General features: G+C 37.1%; 20 protein-coding genes. 14 read left to right on the forward strand and 6 right to left on the reverse strand.

What is annotated here, in order from left to right; translation table 11 throughout:
* Positions 1-144: 144 nt before the first annotated feature.
* Complete coding sequence (locus ILA26_RS05300) at positions 145-741, reverse strand: hypothetical protein (RefSeq protein WP_292894976.1); 597 nt, start codon at positions 739-741, stop codon at positions 145-147.
* A gap of 65 nt (positions 742-806) precedes the next feature.
* Here ILA26_RS05300 and ILA26_RS05305 point away from each other — a divergent pair, with 65 nt between their 5' ends.
* From ILA26_RS05305 to ILA26_RS05315, 3 genes are all read left to right on the forward strand, one after another.
* The gene (locus ILA26_RS05305; RefSeq protein ID WP_292894979.1) at positions 807-1,820 is read left to right on the forward strand and encodes a M48 family metallopeptidase; all 1,014 of its coding nucleotides are present in this window, start codon (positions 807-809) and stop codon (positions 1,818-1,820) included.
* An 11-nt stretch (positions 1,821-1,831) separates the two neighbouring features.
* Positions 1,832-2,080, forward strand: a complete 249-nt coding sequence (locus ILA26_RS05310; protein ID WP_292894982.1) for a transcriptional regulator — start codon at positions 1,832-1,834, stop codon at positions 2,078-2,080.
* A gap of 177 nt (positions 2,081-2,257) precedes the next feature.
* Positions 2,258-2,866: a vWA domain-containing protein gene (locus ILA26_RS05315; protein WP_292894985.1), complete on the forward strand. Its 609-nt coding sequence runs from the start codon at positions 2,258-2,260 to the stop codon at positions 2,864-2,866.
* A 6-nt stretch (positions 2,867-2,872) separates the two neighbouring features.
* On the opposite strand, the gene queC is transcribed toward ILA26_RS05315, so the two are convergent.
* Positions 2,873-3,526, reverse strand: a complete 654-nt coding sequence (gene queC, locus ILA26_RS05320; RefSeq protein ID WP_292894988.1) for a 7-cyano-7-deazaguanine synthase QueC — start codon at positions 3,524-3,526, stop codon at positions 2,873-2,875.
* On the reverse strand, positions 3,523-4,692 hold the full coding sequence (gene larC, locus ILA26_RS05325) for a nickel pincer cofactor biosynthesis protein LarC (RefSeq protein ID WP_292894990.1): 1,170 nt from the start codon (positions 4,690-4,692) through the stop codon (positions 3,523-3,525). The genes queC and larC overlap by 4 nt, the downstream gene beginning before the upstream one ends.
* A 64-nt stretch (positions 4,693-4,756) precedes the next feature.
* On the opposite strand from larC, the gene ILA26_RS05330 reads away from it, so the two are divergent.
* The 3 genes from ILA26_RS05330 to ILA26_RS05340 all read left to right on the forward strand — a co-directional run bounded on the left by ILA26_RS05330 (position 4,757) and on the right by ILA26_RS05340 (position 7,388).
* Entirely contained in the window at positions 4,757-5,824 is a 1,068-nt protein-coding gene (locus ILA26_RS05330) for a phosphatidylglycerophosphatase (RefSeq protein ID WP_292894993.1), read from the forward strand.
* 2 nt (positions 5,825-5,826) lie between these two features.
* Complete coding sequence (gene cobS, locus ILA26_RS05335) at positions 5,827-6,609, forward strand: adenosylcobinamide-GDP ribazoletransferase (RefSeq protein ID WP_292894996.1); 783 nt, start codon at positions 5,827-5,829, stop codon at positions 6,607-6,609.
* A 239-nt stretch (positions 6,610-6,848) separates the two neighbouring features.
* A complete protein-coding gene (locus ILA26_RS05340) occupies positions 6,849-7,388 on the forward strand; it encodes a tRNA (cytidine(56)-2'-O)-methyltransferase (RefSeq protein WP_292894999.1) in 540 nt (179 codons plus the stop codon).
* Here ILA26_RS05340 and ILA26_RS05345 read toward each other — a convergent pair.
* On the reverse strand, positions 7,385-8,479 hold the full coding sequence (locus ILA26_RS05345; protein ID WP_292895002.1) for a DUF763 domain-containing protein: 1,095 nt from the start codon (positions 8,477-8,479) through the stop codon (positions 7,385-7,387). The genes ILA26_RS05340 and ILA26_RS05345 overlap by 4 nt on opposite strands.
* A gap of 197 nt (positions 8,480-8,676) precedes the next feature.
* On the opposite strand from ILA26_RS05345, the gene ILA26_RS05350 reads away from it, so the two are divergent.
* On the forward strand, positions 8,677-9,411 hold the full coding sequence (locus tag ILA26_RS05350) for a peptidylprolyl isomerase (protein ID WP_292895005.1): 735 nt from the start codon (positions 8,677-8,679) through the stop codon (positions 9,409-9,411).
* A gap of 9 nt (positions 9,412-9,420) precedes the next feature.
* Here the strand turns inward: ILA26_RS05350 and ILA26_RS05355 are convergent, their stop codons facing one another.
* Complete coding sequence (locus ILA26_RS05355; RefSeq protein ID WP_292895008.1) at positions 9,421-9,912, reverse strand: fumarate hydratase C-terminal domain-containing protein; 492 nt, start codon at positions 9,910-9,912, stop codon at positions 9,421-9,423.
* Positions 9,913-10,048: 136 nt separating this feature from the next.
* Here ILA26_RS05355 and ILA26_RS05360 point away from each other — a divergent pair, with 136 nt between their 5' ends.
* From ILA26_RS05360 to sucC, 5 genes are read left to right on the forward strand one after another with little or no spacing between them, the layout of a single operon-like run.
* Positions 10,049-10,315, forward strand: a complete 267-nt coding sequence (locus ILA26_RS05360) for a 4Fe-4S dicluster domain-containing protein (RefSeq protein ID WP_292895011.1) — start codon at positions 10,049-10,051, stop codon at positions 10,313-10,315.
* Positions 10,316-10,324: 9 nt separating this feature from the next.
* Positions 10,325-11,455, forward strand: coding sequence for a 2-oxoacid:acceptor oxidoreductase subunit alpha (locus ILA26_RS05365; RefSeq protein ID WP_292895014.1), 1,131 nt, complete (start codon positions 10,325-10,327; stop codon positions 11,453-11,455).
* A 1-nt stretch (position 11,456) separates the two neighbouring features.
* A complete protein-coding gene (locus ILA26_RS05370) occupies positions 11,457-12,320 on the forward strand; it encodes a 2-oxoacid:ferredoxin oxidoreductase subunit beta (protein ID WP_292895017.1) in 864 nt (287 codons plus the stop codon).
* A gap of 9 nt (positions 12,321-12,329) precedes the next feature.
* Complete coding sequence (locus ILA26_RS05375) at positions 12,330-12,878, forward strand: 2-oxoacid:ferredoxin oxidoreductase subunit gamma (RefSeq protein ID WP_292895020.1); 549 nt, start codon at positions 12,330-12,332, stop codon at positions 12,876-12,878.
* A 9-nt stretch (positions 12,879-12,887) separates the two neighbouring features.
* On the forward strand, positions 12,888-14,006 hold the full coding sequence (sucC, locus tag ILA26_RS05380; protein WP_292895023.1) for an ADP-forming succinate--CoA ligase subunit beta: 1,119 nt from the start codon (positions 12,888-12,890) through the stop codon (positions 14,004-14,006).
* Between the two features lie 105 nt (positions 14,007-14,111).
* Here the strand turns inward: sucC and twy1 are convergent, their stop codons facing one another.
* Positions 14,112-15,029, reverse strand: a complete 918-nt coding sequence (gene twy1 / locus ILA26_RS05385) for a 4-demethylwyosine synthase TYW1 (RefSeq protein WP_292895026.1) — start codon at positions 15,027-15,029, stop codon at positions 14,112-14,114.
* A gap of 424 nt (positions 15,030-15,453) precedes the next feature.
* On the opposite strand from twy1, the gene ILA26_RS05390 reads away from it, so the two are divergent.
* A complete protein-coding gene (locus tag ILA26_RS05390; RefSeq protein ID WP_292895029.1) occupies positions 15,454-16,029 on the forward strand; it encodes a hypothetical protein in 576 nt (191 codons plus the stop codon).
* A gap of 1 nt (position 16,030) precedes the next feature.
* Entirely contained in the window at positions 16,031-16,909 is an 879-nt protein-coding gene (locus tag ILA26_RS05395; RefSeq protein WP_292895032.1) for a site-specific DNA-methyltransferase, read from the forward strand.
* Positions 16,910-16,934 lie beyond the last annotated feature (25 nt).

Below are 16,934 nucleotides of genomic sequence, written 5' to 3' on the forward strand. Positions count from 1 at the left end.
GACCTTTTTTAATAAAATAAAAAATTATCCTAATGTATTTTTATAAACCATCAAAAAATAATATGAAAAATAAGAAAAAGAAAATGAATCTGGTCGAATTTTAACAAAAAAAATTCAGGCCCCTAAAAATTTTTCTTTGCTGGTTTAATTGTAATGTGTCAATAGTATTTCTTTAAGCTGTGCATCGTCACCTCGATCCTGATGAGATTGGGAATTATATTTCGCCTCAAGGTTATTGTATTCTGCTTCTTGATTTAATTTGTCGATTCTTTGCTGTTTGTATATACTAACTGATTCGTCCAATGCACTGTAAAATGAATCTTTCTTAATTTCACTTGCAGGGCTGTTTATAATTAGTTTTTCAATATCCTTGTTAATTTCCTTGCCCGTCCAACTGATTTCGTAAACGGAATGGTTGCTTGCAAAATATGCATGAGAGTGGTTTCCATTAACATATTTGTTATACTGGCAAAAGTGTCTGACTGGATGGTCTCCAATGTTTATGTCTTCGCTGAAATCATTTTCACAAGCCCATAAACCAATCTTTCCGCAAACATCATTGTCAACACATCTTATTGAAAAATTATTGTCTAATGAGTATTGATTATCTTTCAGTTCTCCTCCTTGGTATTTGGAGGGAATTTCAAAATCAGCTCCACCTATTTCAATTGTCTGTTGGCTTGCATGGGCGCAACCCATAATCAGTGTGGTGATGAATATTATTGCTATCATCTCTCTCATATTTTTTAATTTAATCATGATAATTTAAAAAGGTTTTTATACACAAAGTAGTAATAAATTTAATCATGGCAAAAGATGACAGAAGTGCAATAAATCCGTTCACGGGCAAGAAACATTTTGACATGGTAAATGACGATAAGTTCCTTCAGGATTCATATAATGAGTATTATACCATGTTAAATCAGGCACAACTGCTTGACAATACTCAAAATGGTCAAATTGTAATAAATGTTGCAGTAAAGTTAATAAATGCAGTCAATGAGTATCTTGCAAGGATTGGCAGGCTTGATTATGTTGAGGACTACTATGATTGGGATGTCCATCTGGTTGCGGACAATACAGTAAATGCATTCTGTATGCCTGGAGGCAAGATTGTAATGTTTTCAGGTATTTTGTCCATTGCAAACACTGAGGAAAAAATTGCATTTATTTTGGGTCATGAAATGGCACATGCTCTTTTGGACCATTCAAGAACACGGATAAGTGCTCAAAATGCTCAAAATGCCATAACTTCTGCCGCATGGATAGGTAGTTTCGCTATGGATCTTGTTGGTTTGGGTGGACTGGGTAGCTTGACAAGAGCTGCAACAAACGTTGCAAGTGTGGGGTCACAGTTTTTCCTAATGAATCCCTGGGGAAGGGATCAGGAATTGGAGGCCGACCGTTTGGGAATGATGATTATTCATTGGGCAGGATATGACATAACTCACATTCCTCATTTCTGGCAAGCCATGTCCAATCAAAATTCCAATGAGCATGATTTCTTCTCTACTCACCCGGCGGATTCCAAAAGAATAGCTTCCATGAATGAATTGATTGTAGAGATTAACAATCAAAAGGATTTTTACTCACAGCCCGTAATTGGTGAAACACCAACACCAAAGGACGAATTTAGGGATGCTCATTTGGCTGGAGGTAATGTGAAGTATTGTCAAAGTTGTGGTGCACAGGCTGAACTTGGGGATAAGTTTTGCATAAATTGCGGTGCGAAATTTGAAGATGAACTTAAATGTCCGTCATGTGGAGTTTCAATTGGTGAACATGATAAATTCTGCACTAATTGTGGGCATAAGCTTTAGTTGGTGATGTTATGGATGATAAAAAGAAATATGTTCAAAATTCTTCATATAGGATTAAGGTTTTAAAGGCAATTGGTCCGGGATTTAAGATTCCAACTGAAATTGCAAATGACAGTGGGGTGTTGCGCAATCATGTTTCCAATGTCTTGAGGGAGCTGAAGGAGCAGGACCTTGTTGAGTGTCTAACTCCTAGATTGAGGAAAGGTCGTCTTTATAGATTGACTGAAGAGGGTTCAAAAATTTTAGAAGAACTAGATTAGTCTGTTTAATGTCTTGATTAGCCATACTGTTTATTTTATTTTTTTACACTTTTTTTTTAATTTAATTACTTTTCATTTTTTCACATTTTCCGATAACTTTATATAATATTAATTGTTAATATATTGTGTGTAATTAAACACAATTTAATAACATGAAAATAACTGGAAGTGATAAATATGAAAATAGAATCTCAAGAGGAAATGGACTTGATATTCATCATGGACCGTAGTGGGTCAATGTGCGGATCTGAAAAGGATACAATTGGCGGATTCAATTCATTTATCCAAAAGGAACTTAAAAAAGAGTTAAACACTAGGGTAACTGTTGTGCTTTTTGACCATGAATACGAAGTATTATACAAAAGGAAACCAATTCATGAAGTGCCTGAATTGACAGATAATGAATATTGGGTAAGGGGTTCAACAGCACTTTTGGATGCGATTGGAAGAACAATAAACTCTCTTGACAAGGAGATTAACAATAAGGCATTGGTTGTAATAATGACTGACGGATATGAGAACTCCTCCTGTGAGTACACAAAAGAACAAATTCGAAACCTGATTTCAAATCATAGTTGGGAATTCCTATACATTGGGGCAGACATTGACTCATATTCCGAAGCGGCTAACTTCGGATTTAGGAAATCCCGTGTTGCCAACTATCAAAAATCAAAAATAGGTGTTGAAGAAATGTACACTTCAGTTAGTGATGCAAGGGACTGCATGTTGATGGATGTGGAGTTGGATGATGGAAATTGGAAGGAAAATTTAAAAAAATATGATTAGGTTTAATCATATTCCTACTTTTTCAAATGCCCTCTTCCTTCTCATGCAACTTTCACAAACTCCGCAGGGTTCATCTTCTCCTTTATAACAGGAATAGCTTAATTTCATTGGAGCGCCAACTTTGACTCCTAACTCAACTAATTCCTCTTTATTCAAATCTATGCATGGCGCTTCAATTCTAATTTTTTCGGGGGATCCAACTTCAATCAGGTTGTTGAATTCCTCCAAGTATTCTTTTGAATTGTCCGGAAATGTTGCTCCCTCTTCATTGTTCCAACCTACAATGATTATCTCTGCGTTAATGCTTTCGGCATATGATAGGGCAATTGATGTGAAAATGGTATTTCTTGCAGGAACCCAAACATTGCTTGCGGTTTCGCTGCTTTTGTCTAAATTATCTAAATCGTCAACTGACACTTCAGGAATGTCTTCTTCAGTGTTTAAGCTTGAATTACTAATTTTTGAAAGCCATGGAAGTTCTATGACCTCATGGGTCCAGCCCATTTTTTCACAAATTCTTTTTGAGGTTTTTATTTCCTGTGCCGCCGCCTTTTGACCGTAATCAAAGGTTATTGCATGAATTTCATAATCTTTATCATATGCTGCAGTTGCAACGGTGCAGTCAAGGCCTCCTGAAAAAACTGAAATGGCCTTTTTCATTCTACTAACTCCCTAACTTTTCTTAAAGCCAGTCCAGTGTCACGGGCAATTTTCTTCAAGTCTTCATATTCAGGTCTTTTGGAAATCACTTCGCCATTCACATAGCCTATTTTGAAGGTAACCTCATAATCCTTTCCTTCAATATTGAATGTTTTTGTTTCAAATTCTCTTTTTGCAATTCCTCTATGCATATTTGGAGCTATTCTAATTCCTAAACTGCCTGTTTCTTTAAATATGCAGTTGATGATGTCATCACGTTTTCCTTTTTGTGAAATCACCTTCAAAAGACTGCCCTGACGATTTTTCTTCATTATTATTGGGGTGATTGAAACGTCGCTTGCGCCGGCTTCCAGTAAAACGTCGAACAAGTAGCCAATCTCCTCTCCTGTCAGATGGTCAAGATTTGTTTCGATAACATCGATGGAATCCTTTTCGCTAATGTCGTTGCTTTCAATTATCCTTAAGATGTTAGGATGGTCGAAGTCTTTCCTTCCTGCGCCATATCCCACATTTTTGGATTTGATTTGAGGTATGAACCCGTTAATCTCATCACATAACTCCATATAAATTGCACAACCTGTAGGTGTTGCAAGCTCTGAATCAACTGGTCCTCCGACCATGTTTGCATCTTTTAATATTTCCACAACTGCAGGGGCGGGAACAGGTATTGTTCCATGAGCGGTTTCAATTCTGCCGCCTCCAACGGCTATCGGAAGTCCAATAATTTCATGTGAATCATAACCCAATGAATAATATGCATAAACGGAACCTATCACATCGGCAACTGCATCGCTGGCACCCACCTCGTGGAAATGAACATCATCTAAACTCTTGCCGTGAACCTTGCTTTCAGCTTCTGCAATTCTTTTAAAAATCCTGATTGAAGTGTTAATGACCTTCTCATCCAAGTCCAAAGCCTCAATTTTTGAAATAAAATCTTTATACTCTATTGAATGTTCATGTTCCAGCATTTCAACATGGCAAAATGTGGATGCGATTCCATGTTTTGTTACATTTGTAAAGGTCACTTCAACTTTTCCAAATTCACTTGCTGATTTTTCCATAACTTCCTTTAATTCATCGGCATCTGCTCCTAAATCAACAAATGCTCCGATTAGCATATTTCCGGCTATTCCGCTAGCTTGTGGGTCAATAATAATTGTCATAATGATAAGTCCTTTTTTATAATATAATATAAATTTAAATTAAATAATTAATATATATTATCCTATGAAATTAAATATCATCAAGAAGGATTATGGAATCTGTATAAATAATCCAAATCATTTCCTGGCATTCAGTGACTTTACTGTAAGTGATGGTATTGATATTGTCGAAAATGTTAATATTATTAAGGCAAAGGATGAATTCAAGGCAACTGCAAAACGTGCTGAAACATTTAATCAGTCTAATGGTTCATATATTGCACAGGCAACCGACTCTCTCGACTACTTTGAAAATACTTATGATGACTTAACTATTTTCACATTCATGGCGAGTGATGTTGAACTCGAGCAGTTTACGGATAAACTGAAGGTTGCAAACTCTCATAAAGGTTTTGTTGAAGCAAGGATTGACCTGAGTCATGTCATTTATATTGATAGGGTTATCTCTCCAAAGGATTTGCTTAAAATCTTTAAGGTGGTTGCAGGTACCAAATCCAGAGTTTTGGCGAAAATGGATTTGCCATTGCACATTCAAAATATTTTAAATTCTGATGATTTTCTGGCAGTGCTTGCCAATGTGCCTGAAACCGATTCTGGACTGTTGGACATTAACAATGCAGAATATGATGATATTGATTTTGATGAGCTTGAAATAAGAATTAGTGATGCTGTTGAGATAAGTCTGGAAGATGCATTTGAAAAACTGGAATTGACATTTGGAATTCTTGATTATTTCGTTTCCGAAGGAATCCTTATTGGAGATTTGGTTGAGGCGGGAACTGACCTTTTGAATGAAAGTGATGTGACTTCAGATATTCAAGATGCTATGGAGGCTCAAATACTCAAGTCATTGGCAGATGTAAATGTGATTTCATTGTTGCTTTCAGCGATGGCAACGGAGAGGGACCTGACAAACAATAAGATTCGTGAGATTCATATTCAGGATGATTTTCTCACTGGAGAAATCTTGGGTCTGGCCATATCAAATCAGATTGCAGGAACGAAAGCAGCATTTAATTTTAATAAGTATTATACCCTAAAACCTGGAATTATCTATGGTTTGCCTCCAATTCTTGATGGCATTTTTGCAGGTTTGATTGCAGGTTGCATAACTAAAGTATTTGAGGAATGATTATGGAAGATGATAGTTACTTTGAAGATGAGGAGTTTTCACCGATAAGATCCCTTTTGGGCCTTTTGACATTTTCAACAATTTTGCCGATTAATGTTTTCACATCAATAGAATACATGACCAAGTTGACTTGGTGTTGGCCATTTTTACATATTTTTGTAGGTGTTCTGGCAGCAATCTGCGGATATGTATCATTGGAATTCTTGCATTTGAATTCATTCTTTACAGCAACAGTTGTCTATGCGTTTCTGATGATTATCACTGGTTACAATCATTTGGATGGGGTAATGGACATGGCCGATGGGGTGATGGTTCATGGAGAACCTGAAAAGAAAATCCGGGTCATGAAGGACTCCAGTGTCGGTTCTGGCGGAGTTGCCACATTGTTTTTAGTGGCAAGCCTTACAATTGCGGGACTTTATAATATCCTCGATTATAATTTCATAATTGGAATCATTATTTGTGAAATGGCTGCTAAGACCTCTTTGGTCACCACTGCACTTCTTTCAAAACCGTTAACTCCAGGTATTGGAAGTTACTTTATGAATGAAACAAATATTGCCAATTATTTCTTGTCCACTGTCCTTGTTGGTTTGATTGCATACTTGCTCGGAGGACTTGTGGGTATTGTTGGTGTCATTGGGGCAATGGTTTCAGGAATTGTCATAGCGACAATTGCAAAACGCAATTTTGTTTTAGCTAATGGCGATGTTTTAGGAATGAGTAATGAGGTAGGTCGTTTATTATCATTATTGTTTATGGTAGTTGCGTTATATTTCATTTAAATATATTTAACACTTCAAAATAAATATTGAAGCTAGTTTATACATTATTTTAAATACCTTTAATGTTAAAGTTAGTGGTGATGAGAATTGCCACTAGAAAATATTTTTTTTTAAATATCATTTTTCATATTAAATAGCAATCATTGAATGGTCAATGTATGTATCACCTCCACTAGTTGTCTAATGTGGTTTTTCTCATCAGATTTATATATTCTAAGGTTTAATAATTAACTGATAATATGAATGTTAATGTTTTAAGATTGGACCACAGATTAAAAAGAGATACTCGTATAACTACTCATGTTTGTTTGACTGCCCGTGCTTTTGGAGCCAGTAAAATATATCTTGCAGGTGAACGTGACAATCGTTTGATGGAAAATGTAAGGGATACTGCTTCAAGATTTGGGGGCAATTTTGAAATCGAATATACTGAAAGTGCTATGGGTGTTATCAATAAATGGAAAGCCGATGGCGGTAAGGTGGTGCATCTAACAATGTATGGATCACAAGCTCATGAGGTTGCTCCGGAAGTAAGGGAAGATGGGTCTGATATTTTAATTGTTGTTGGTGGTGCAAAAGTTCCTGGAAAAGTCTATAAGGCCGCTGACTGGAATGTTTCTGTAACAACACAACCTCATTCTGAAGTATCTTCCTTGGCGGTATTTCAACACTTGCTGATGGACGGTAAGGAATTTGAATTGGAATTTGAAAATCCGGTTCTTGAAGTTGTGCCTAACGCTCATGGAAAAACAGTCAATATTCACGATGAAAACCGTTAGGAGATAAAGTCATCAAGTCTTTTAATGGCTTTCAACTTATCATCTTTTTTTATGCGTGCTTGGTCAAGTGCGTCACGTATTGTTTGAATTGAATTATCATAAACTTCCCTATCGACAGGATAGGGGAAACCGTCTTTTCCACCATGTGTGAAACTGTATTTTACTGGGTCTTTCCAGCTTGCAGGCTCTCCATAAACAAGATCGGATATTAGTGCAAGGGCTCTTATTTTTTTGGGACCAATGCCTTGAAGAAGAATCAGTTCCTCGTAGTTTTCGGGCTGTATTTCCCATGCACGTGTCAATAATTCAAACTCCTTGTCTGAAATGTCCATGTCAAGAACAGGGTGATGCTCAGGCATGGTGAAATCCTCCAAAAGCATCTGATTGTCCTTTCGTTTGAAGTATTGTCTTAAATGATTTGGGTTGTCGTTAATCAAATCAACACTGATTTTTTGCGCTTCTTTACTTTCTTCAGAAGGCATGTTAAGTGTATTTGGGGTTATCTGGTCACAGGATATTCCGCTGTGAGGGTCATTTAATAGGTCATCAACCTCTGAACCTAGCCAATGGTATCTTCGTGCATACTTGTTTTCGGTATTAAGTCCCTGTTGGACAACTGCCCAGTCTCCCTTTTCTGTAACGAAGAAGTTGTGCTGGTATAATGTGTAGCCGTCTTGAATGCAGGAATTGTCAATTTTAGCGGATAGCCTGCTTGTTTCGACTAGTTTTTCTGTTGTTTTTGTTTTTAAGTTAAAGACTTCTCCAGCATGCTCGATTCCTTGAGGGGTCTTTCTTGATTTTGCACCTTTTCCTCCAGTCAAATAAATTCCATGTTCTTCAGGGGACAGTGAAGCCTTAAGGGCACCTAATGTTGTGGTGGTTGTTCCAGAAGAGTGCCAATCAAAACCAAGAACGCATGAAAACGCTTGAAACCAGTATGGATTGGATATTCGGTTCAGAAATTCCTCTAAACTATATTCCTCGATAATCACGCTGGTCAATGCGCCGGATAATTCCACCATCCTTGAGAATAGCCATTTTGGTGGGTGACCTCCATGTAAGGGTAAATTGACTGCTCCTCTTCTTTGCATGACTAACATTATATATTTTATTTATATTACTCTTTTAGAAAGAGCGTTTGAAAAGTAATTATTTTTTTTAAAATATCATATATTTTTAACTGAGTTTCCATTTAAACAAAACTTTAATAAGTAATGGTTACTAAAATTATTAATGTTATATTTATTAACAAATTATTTAATCAAAATTATTAAGGAGCGTAATTTTTATGGCTATAGATAACGGAGATTTTGTAAGAGTAAATTTTACTGGTAAAATTAAAGAAACTGATGACGTATTTGACACCACTTATGATGAAGTTGCACAAGAAGCTGGAATTTTCGATGAAAACAAAACTTACAAAGCAATTCCTATTGTTGTAGGCGGAAACCACTTATTACCTGCTATTGAAGAAGAAATTATCGGATTAGAAGCAGGGGACAAAAAAACTATTGAAGTGGATTCCGAACATGGTTTCGGTCAAAGAGACCCTTCCTTAATCCAATTAGTGCCTATGAAAGAATTCAAAAAACAAAGCATGACTCCATACCCAGGTATGAAAATCCAAGCTGAAGGAGCAACCGGTAAAATCTTAACCGTAAATGGTGGAAGAGTAAGAGTTGACTTCAACCACGAATTAGCAGGAAAAGACTTAATCTACGATGTTGAAGTATGTGAAATCATCGAAGACAGTGATGAAAAAATCAAAAGTATGATTGAGTTACACTACTCCAACCCTAATGTTGACATCGACAAAACCGAAATCGATATCGTTGACGGTGTTGCAAACATCAAATTAGATGACATGGCTAAATTCGATCAACAATCTTACATGGACATTACCTTTGCAAGATTCAGAATCGCAAAAGACATCTGGGACAACATCGAAGAAGTTACTAAAGTTAATTTCGTAGATTCCTTCGAGAAAAATGAAGAATCTGATGATGAAGAAGATGAAGAATAATTTCTTCATTTAAATTTTTTTTCCATCCTGGATTGCAACTATTCCAGGAATCTCTTTTACTTTTAACTCGAACATGGCTTCCATGCCCTCATTTTCAAATAAAACGCACTTTTTTTCCAAGACCCTGCTTGTTAGCAATGCTGCTACAGGTGGTGTTATTACAAAAATGGAGTTGTTGTCTTTCAATGACTGGATTGTCTCATCATTGAGCATTCCCTTGCCCATGTGAACCTTAACGCCCGCTTCACTTAATCTTGGAATTGTTGATTCAATTTCCACTTTGCTGCTTGTTGTTGGTGCAATTCCTGCATCGCTGAATGCTGTATGCATTATGACGCTTCCATTCAAGTCAAAGGGAACCTCATCTTTATCGACAAGTTCAGCCAGTTGGGGCAGTGCGGCGTCACGGCCGGTATAAATTGTTCCGGATATTGTGATTTTATCGCCGACTTGCAATTGGGATAACTCATCATCTGTAATAGGGGTCTTTAAATTTTTCATATTATCTAGTTTATCCTTAATTTTTAATAAATTTTTAAATTTATCATGATTTCACATAAGATATTTAAATGTTTATCAACATAAATAATATACATTCTAGATTTATTTATCATAGAATTATTAAGGAGATTTTAAATTGATTATTATTGACGAAGAACTATGTAAAGGATGTCATCTTTGCTTATTTATGTGTTATAAAAACGTATATGCAATATCTCCTGATGTTAATAAAAAAGGTGTGCAATTACCATTTGTTAACTTTGAAGACAGGTGCACAAAATGTGGCACTTGCGAAATTGCATGTCCAGACCAAGCAATTACAGTAGATTTGCCTGAAAACTGGTGGATGAAAGATGGCAATGATGTGAATTTCAATCCTAACTTTACAAAGGGGAAAAAGTAGGTGTATAAAATGGCTGAAGAATTTTTTATTCAAGGAAATGAAGCATGCGCTAAAGGAGCAATAATCGCAGGTTGCAGATTCTTTGCTGGATATCCTATCACTCCATCTACAGAAGTTGCAGAAACTTTAGCTCGTGATTTACCAAAAGTTGGAGGTTCATTTGTTCAGATGGAAGATGAAATTGGATCTGCGGGAGCTATCATCGGAGGCTCTTGGGGAGGAGCTAAATCCATGACCGCAACATCTGGTCCCGGTATCTCATTAATGCAAGAAAATATTGGTTATGCGTTCATGACTGAAACTCCAATCGTCATTGTTGATGTTCAAAGAGGTTCACCATCTACTGCTCAACCAACCATGGCTGCACAAGGTGATATGATGCAAGCTCGTTGGGGATCTCACGGGGACTATGAGCCAATAGCTTTATCTCCTTCAAGCGTTCAAGAATTTTTTGATTTCACAATTAAAGCATTTAATTTAGCAGAAGAATACAGATGCCCAGTATTTGTCATGGCTGATGAGGTTATTGGACACATGAGGGAAAAAATCATCGTGGAAGATGATATTGAAATTGTTCCAAGGAAAAGGCCTGAAGAAACTGACAATTACTTGCCATTTGAAAATGTTGAAAACGGAACAACTCCAATGCCTGCATTTGGTGACGGATTCAACATACACGTGACAGGCCTTACTCATGATGAAAGAGGTTATCCTGATACAAACACTCCTGAAACTCATGATAAATTGGTACAAAGAATCTGTGATAAAGTTTTAAATAATAAAGACAAAATCTGCTCCGTCAGAAGTGAAAACTGTGAAGATGCAGATGTCATCATTGTTTCTTATGGTGCTCCTGTCAGGTCCGCTGTTGAAGCGGTTAACAAGGCAAGGGCTAACGGTCAAAAAGTTGGTTATGCTAAAATTGACACTCCATGGCCATTCCCAGATGAACAATTGAGGGAAATCACTAAAAACGCTAGTGATGTAATTGTTGTGGAAATGAATTTAGGTCAAATGTATTATGAAGTTGACCGTGTGCTTAAAAGAGACGCTAACGTTCATTTGATGGGAGTAATTGGAGGATTATTGCCAACTCCTGATGAGATATTAGAAGAGATTTCACGAATTGGAGGTAACTAAAATGACAGAACATAAAGAAAACAGATTTCTTCCATACTTAAGGGAAGATAGATTACCTCATATTTTCTGTCCAGGTTGTGGAAACGGTGCAATTATCAATGCATTTTTAGCTGCAATGGAAAAGGCAGAAATGGACTTTGACAATATTGCAATGGTTTCTGGAATTGGATGTTCCTCAAGAATTCCAGGATACTTAAAATGCGATTCCTTGCACACCACTCACGGAAGAGCATTAAGCTTTGCAACTGGATTAAAAACTGCTAATAAAGATTTGGATGTTGTGGTTTTCACTGGTGACGGTGACGCTGCATCCATCGGTGGTAATCATTTAATTCATGCTGCTAGAAGAAATATTAACTTAACTGTAATCTGTATCAATAATAATATTTATGGTATGACTGGTGGTCAAATCAGTCCTACTTCTCCTAAAGGTAGTTTCGGAACAACTGCTCCTTATGGTAATCAAGACACTCCATTCAAATTAGCTGAACTTGTTGCAGCTGCCGGCGCAACATACTCTGCTAGATGGACTACTGTGCAAATTGAAAATCTTGTGACTTCCATTAAGGACGGATTAAAAAATCCTGGATTCTCATTTATTGAAGTTGCAACTCAATGTCCAACTTACTTTGGTCGTAAAAACAAACTCAGAACTCCTACTGCAATGGCTGCAGTGATGAAAGCAAACACTGTATTCAAATCTGCTGCAGACAACATGAGAGCAAAGGATTTGGAAGGCAAGATTGTTGTCGGTGAGTTTGCAAATTACACAAGAGATGAATTTACAGATAATATTGATAAGATTAGTGTGGAAAAATCAGGTAAAAAAACTGTTATCAATTCTGCATATGAATCAGATTTATAGAGGGATAATATGAGAACTGAAATTAGAATTTGTGGTTTTGGTGGTCAAGGAGTAATTCTTGCAGGTATTATTTTAGGTAAATCTGCAAGTCTTTTTGATAATAAGGAAGCTGTTCAAACCCAATCCTACGGTCCGGAAGCTCGTGGAGGAGCTTCCAAATGTGAAGTTGTTATAAGTGATACCGAAGTCGATTATCCTAAAGTTCAGAATCCTGATATATTGGTTGCCATGTCAAATGAGGCATTGATTAAATATATTGTGGATTTAAAGGATAATGGAACCTTAATTGTTGATCCTGGAACAACTGATGTTGAAGATGTTCGTGAATTTATTGATGAGCATAATATTAAAGTTTATGAGGCTCCTGCAACACAAACAGCTACTGATGAAATTGGACTTAAAATTGTAGCTAATATCGTTATGGTTGGAGCCATTACAAAAATTACTGAAGTCATATCCAAGGAAGCTGCTATGAAAGCTATTGAAGCCAGTGTTCCTGCTGGTACTGAAGAGAAAAACATTAAGGCATTTGAGGCAGGATATGCTTTAGCGGAATAAGGTGTTAAAATGAGATTTTTCGAAAATGTAGCAAAAACAATTTTTCATGAGGAAGGAATTCCTATTTTGGAAGGACATGTCGCATACTCTCCGGAAGAGGCAATGACAATCTCTTCTGAAATGGATGTTCCTGTAGTTATTAAGGCACAAGTTTTAACCGGTGGAAGAGGTAAAGCGGGTGGTGTAAAATTCGCTGACAATCCTGGTGAAGCTTTAAAAGTTGCTGATGAAATTTTAGGTATGGAAATTAAAGGTGAAAAAGTAAAACACCTTTTAATTGAAGAAAAAGCCGAAATATTAAATGAGTTCTTCGTAACCGTGTCTGTTGACAGGGGAGCTAGAAGACCTGTAATTTTAGCAAGTAAGGAAGGTGGGGTTGAAATTGAAAACCTAGCTAAAACCAACCCTGAAAAGATTATTAAGTATTATCCAAATCCTTTACTTGAATTCTTGCCATATGAGGCACGTGAAGTTGCCCGTAAGATGGGCGTTCCATCCGAATTAATCTCTCCTATGGGAGACATGATTTGGAAGTTGTATAATGTATTCACCAAATATGATGCAGACACTGCTGAAATCAACCCATTGGTATTGACTCCTAACGGACTAATTGCAGCTGACGCTAAAATGGTTGTTGAGAATGATTCCCTATTCAGACACCAAGAATTGGTTGAAAGAATGCACTATAAGAAAAAAGCTGTTGACTTTGTTCAATTGGACGGAGACATCGCAGTTATAGGTAATGGTGCAGGTTTAACATTGACTGCAATGGACATGATTAAGCTTAATGGTGGAGAACCGGCAACATTCCTGGATATCGGTGGTGGAGCTTCAGAACACATTATCAATCAGGCTTTAAACATAGTTTTAAACTATGATCCTGTTAAAGTGGTATTCTTAAATGTTTTAGGTGGAATTACCAAGGCTGATGATGTTGCTCGTGGTGTAATTAAGGCTTTAGAACAGGCTGACCGCAGGGTTTACATTGTTATCAGATTGACAGGTACCAATGAGGAAGAAGGTCAAAGGCTCTTGGAAGAAGCAGGCATTCCATATGAAACTTCAATGGAAAAAGCGGCTAAAAAAGCAGTTGAGCTTTGTGAAGAATTAAAAGCTGAAGGCAAATAGGTTTTTTTGCTCAACTTTGAAAATCTCTAAAGGAAATTAAATCTATTCTATTGGGATAGATTTATTTTTTATTCCTTTATGATTTAAAACTAGTTTTTTAAAAATTTACTCTAGCAGAACCACTCTGCTGATTTGGGATTCGTTCACTATTTCTTTTCCACATGCATCCCCTATTTTTCTGGCAAAATCCTTTACCTCATCAAATGTAGGCATGTTGTCAAGTGTAAGTCTGTCACGTGATGAGCCGACGCACATGTATGCCTTAACTTCAACATAATCTGGATTTGCCTTTTTTATTAATCTTGCATAACCTTCAGGGTCTTCCATGTTTCTTCCGCGAACACAGGTGTTTCGTATGCATGTACGTGAGTTGAAGCTGGAAAGTGTCTCAAGTGATTCATTTAAATTGTCCCAAGCATCATTTATTCTAGGTCTGCAAACGTCTTCGAATATTTTCTTGGAAGGTGCATCTAAGGAAAGGTATAGTTGGTAAGGGTCATTTTCCAGGTTGCGCAATCTGTCGACGCATTGGCCGTTGCTCACTACAAATGTTGTGAAGTCACGTCTGTTGAACTCGCCAATCAGTTCGTCAATTTTAGGATAAAGTGTAGGTTCTCCTGCAAGTGAAATTGCGGCATTGGTTGGATTTTTCATTTCCTCTAATTTTTTCTTGTTTGCCTTGTCATTTCCATAAAAACCGCATAATAACTGGTTTTGAGCTGCAATGGCCTCGTCCACAATGGTTTTTGGGTCATCATACTCTTCATCTTCCCATGCTGTTTGGGTGTATGTCAGATCTCTCCAACAGAATTCGCATTCCTGTTGGCAATTTGGAACTGCCGGAGACATCTGGAGGCATCTGTGGGATTTGATACCATAGAATTTTTCTTTATAACAGACTCCCTTGTCGGCTATGCTCTGGCGGGTCCAGTGGCAGGTCTTAACTGCTGCATGGCCGTGAGCTCCAACAAATCTATATCCGCTTTTTTCTAATTTTGCTATTTGGTTTTTATCGAATGACATGAAATCAAATTTATTTTTGTTTTGATAGTATATACATTTTTACACGATTGAAATAATAAAATACTGTTTGAACAATATTTATTTTATTGTATAAAATGTATTTATATGTTTAATTATAATAGTGTATTCTATGAGATTATGGTGTAAAACTCAAGAAAAATTATTTTTCGATAAGTCAAGAAACTTCGCATCTCATCAGCAGCTGTTCTATAGGACAGATGACGGCAGGTATTTGGCATACTGGCCCAGGGGATATCGAGGGGCCAAATCCACATTGCAGGCGAGAAATTCTCTGATTGGAAACTATACTGAAAAGTGGGTCAGCGATCTGCTTAATCATATTCTTGAGGATAGCAGTTTGCATGTAATCCAGCAGGCACAGATACCCTCAATTGGAATAACTCGAAGGTCTCCTGCGGATATTGTGATTGCAACCGAGAATAAGAAAGTCCTGATGCCGGATGAGGTTAAGTTGATATTTGAGGTTAAGATGTCGATAGTGTGGAACTGGGAATATGATGTTGAAACATCGAGAATCAGGGAGGTCGGCGATTTCAGGACCCATCAGGGCAGGCCCAGCTTTACCCGTTCGGATTCCATATTGAAAGCCATTGGAAAGTGTATTGATATTAGGGTGTCCAGCTTCAAGGCATCTAAAATTCCATTGGTCGTGTTGGGAAATGCTCCCCTGTCCAATGGGTTCTGTAAGAAGGCAGATTATCTAAAGACATCCGGCATCATACAGGGATTTTGGTCTTTGAATTCGTTTCCCCTAAATCATGGCAACACTCGAAAGAGGAGCAGTAAAAATGGATTCATAAGATTTGACAATATCGATGAGTTAAATATGAGTTTAAATACAATATTTAATCAGGAGTTAAATTTTTTCTCAGGCATGGAAACTCCTGAAAGGCTTGGGGAAATAATTGAAATTGCTAACAACGAAAAGACTTATGAGAAAAAAGGTCTTAAATTCATTAATCTTTTAAAGAGGTCATAACTTGCCAAGAAATACGGAAACTACATCATTCGGTTCAGTGGTACGCGAATCGCACAGTTCAAAAAAATTCTACAGTTCTAAATTATTCAAGGATTTCCAAATCCCAAAAACTGTGAAATTCAATGAAAATAAAATCAAAGGTGATGATTTGAACAAGCTATACTGCAAATCCAGCGAGGTCATGGATGAGATTCCTGACGACAGCATTCATTTGATGATCACATCCCCTCCATATAACGTTGGAAAGGAATATGATGAGGACTTGTCCCTGGACGAGTATCTTGAATTGCTGACACGCGTTTTTTCACAAACCTATAAAAAGCTTGTCACTGGAGGCAGGGCATGTATCAATATTGCCAATATAGGCAGAAAGCCTTATCTTCCGCTTCATGCAATGGTGATAGAGATAATGTTGGATTTGGGATATCTGATGAGGGGGGAAATTATTTGGGACAAGTCAGCTAGTGCTGGAGGGTCCTGTGCATGGGGAAGTTGGATGTCTGCCTCAAATCCTGTGCTTAGGGATTTTCATGAGTACATATTGATTTTTTCAAAGGACTCCTACTCCAAAAACAAAAAGCAGGAGAAAAAGGACACAATAGGTCATGATGAATTCATCCAATGGACAAAAAGCATATGGACATTTCCTGCAGTCAACGCCAAAAAGATTGGCCATCCCGCACCATTTCCGATTGAATTGCCTCACAGGCTGATAAATCTTTATAGTTATGAGGGCGATGTTGTTCTGGACCCGTTCTGCGGAAGCGGAAGTACTTGCATCGCAGCAGCACAGAATAACCGCAGTTATGTTGGGTATGATATTAAGAGGGAATATATAGAGTTGGCTCAAAAAAGAATTTCTAATCAAAAATTTATTTAATAATGTTTGACAAATATTATTATTA

The sequence above is a fragment of the Methanobrevibacter sp. genome, from assembly GCF_017940815.1.
Lineage (GTDB): Archaea > Methanobacteriota > Methanobacteria > Methanobacteriales > Methanobacteriaceae > Methanocatella.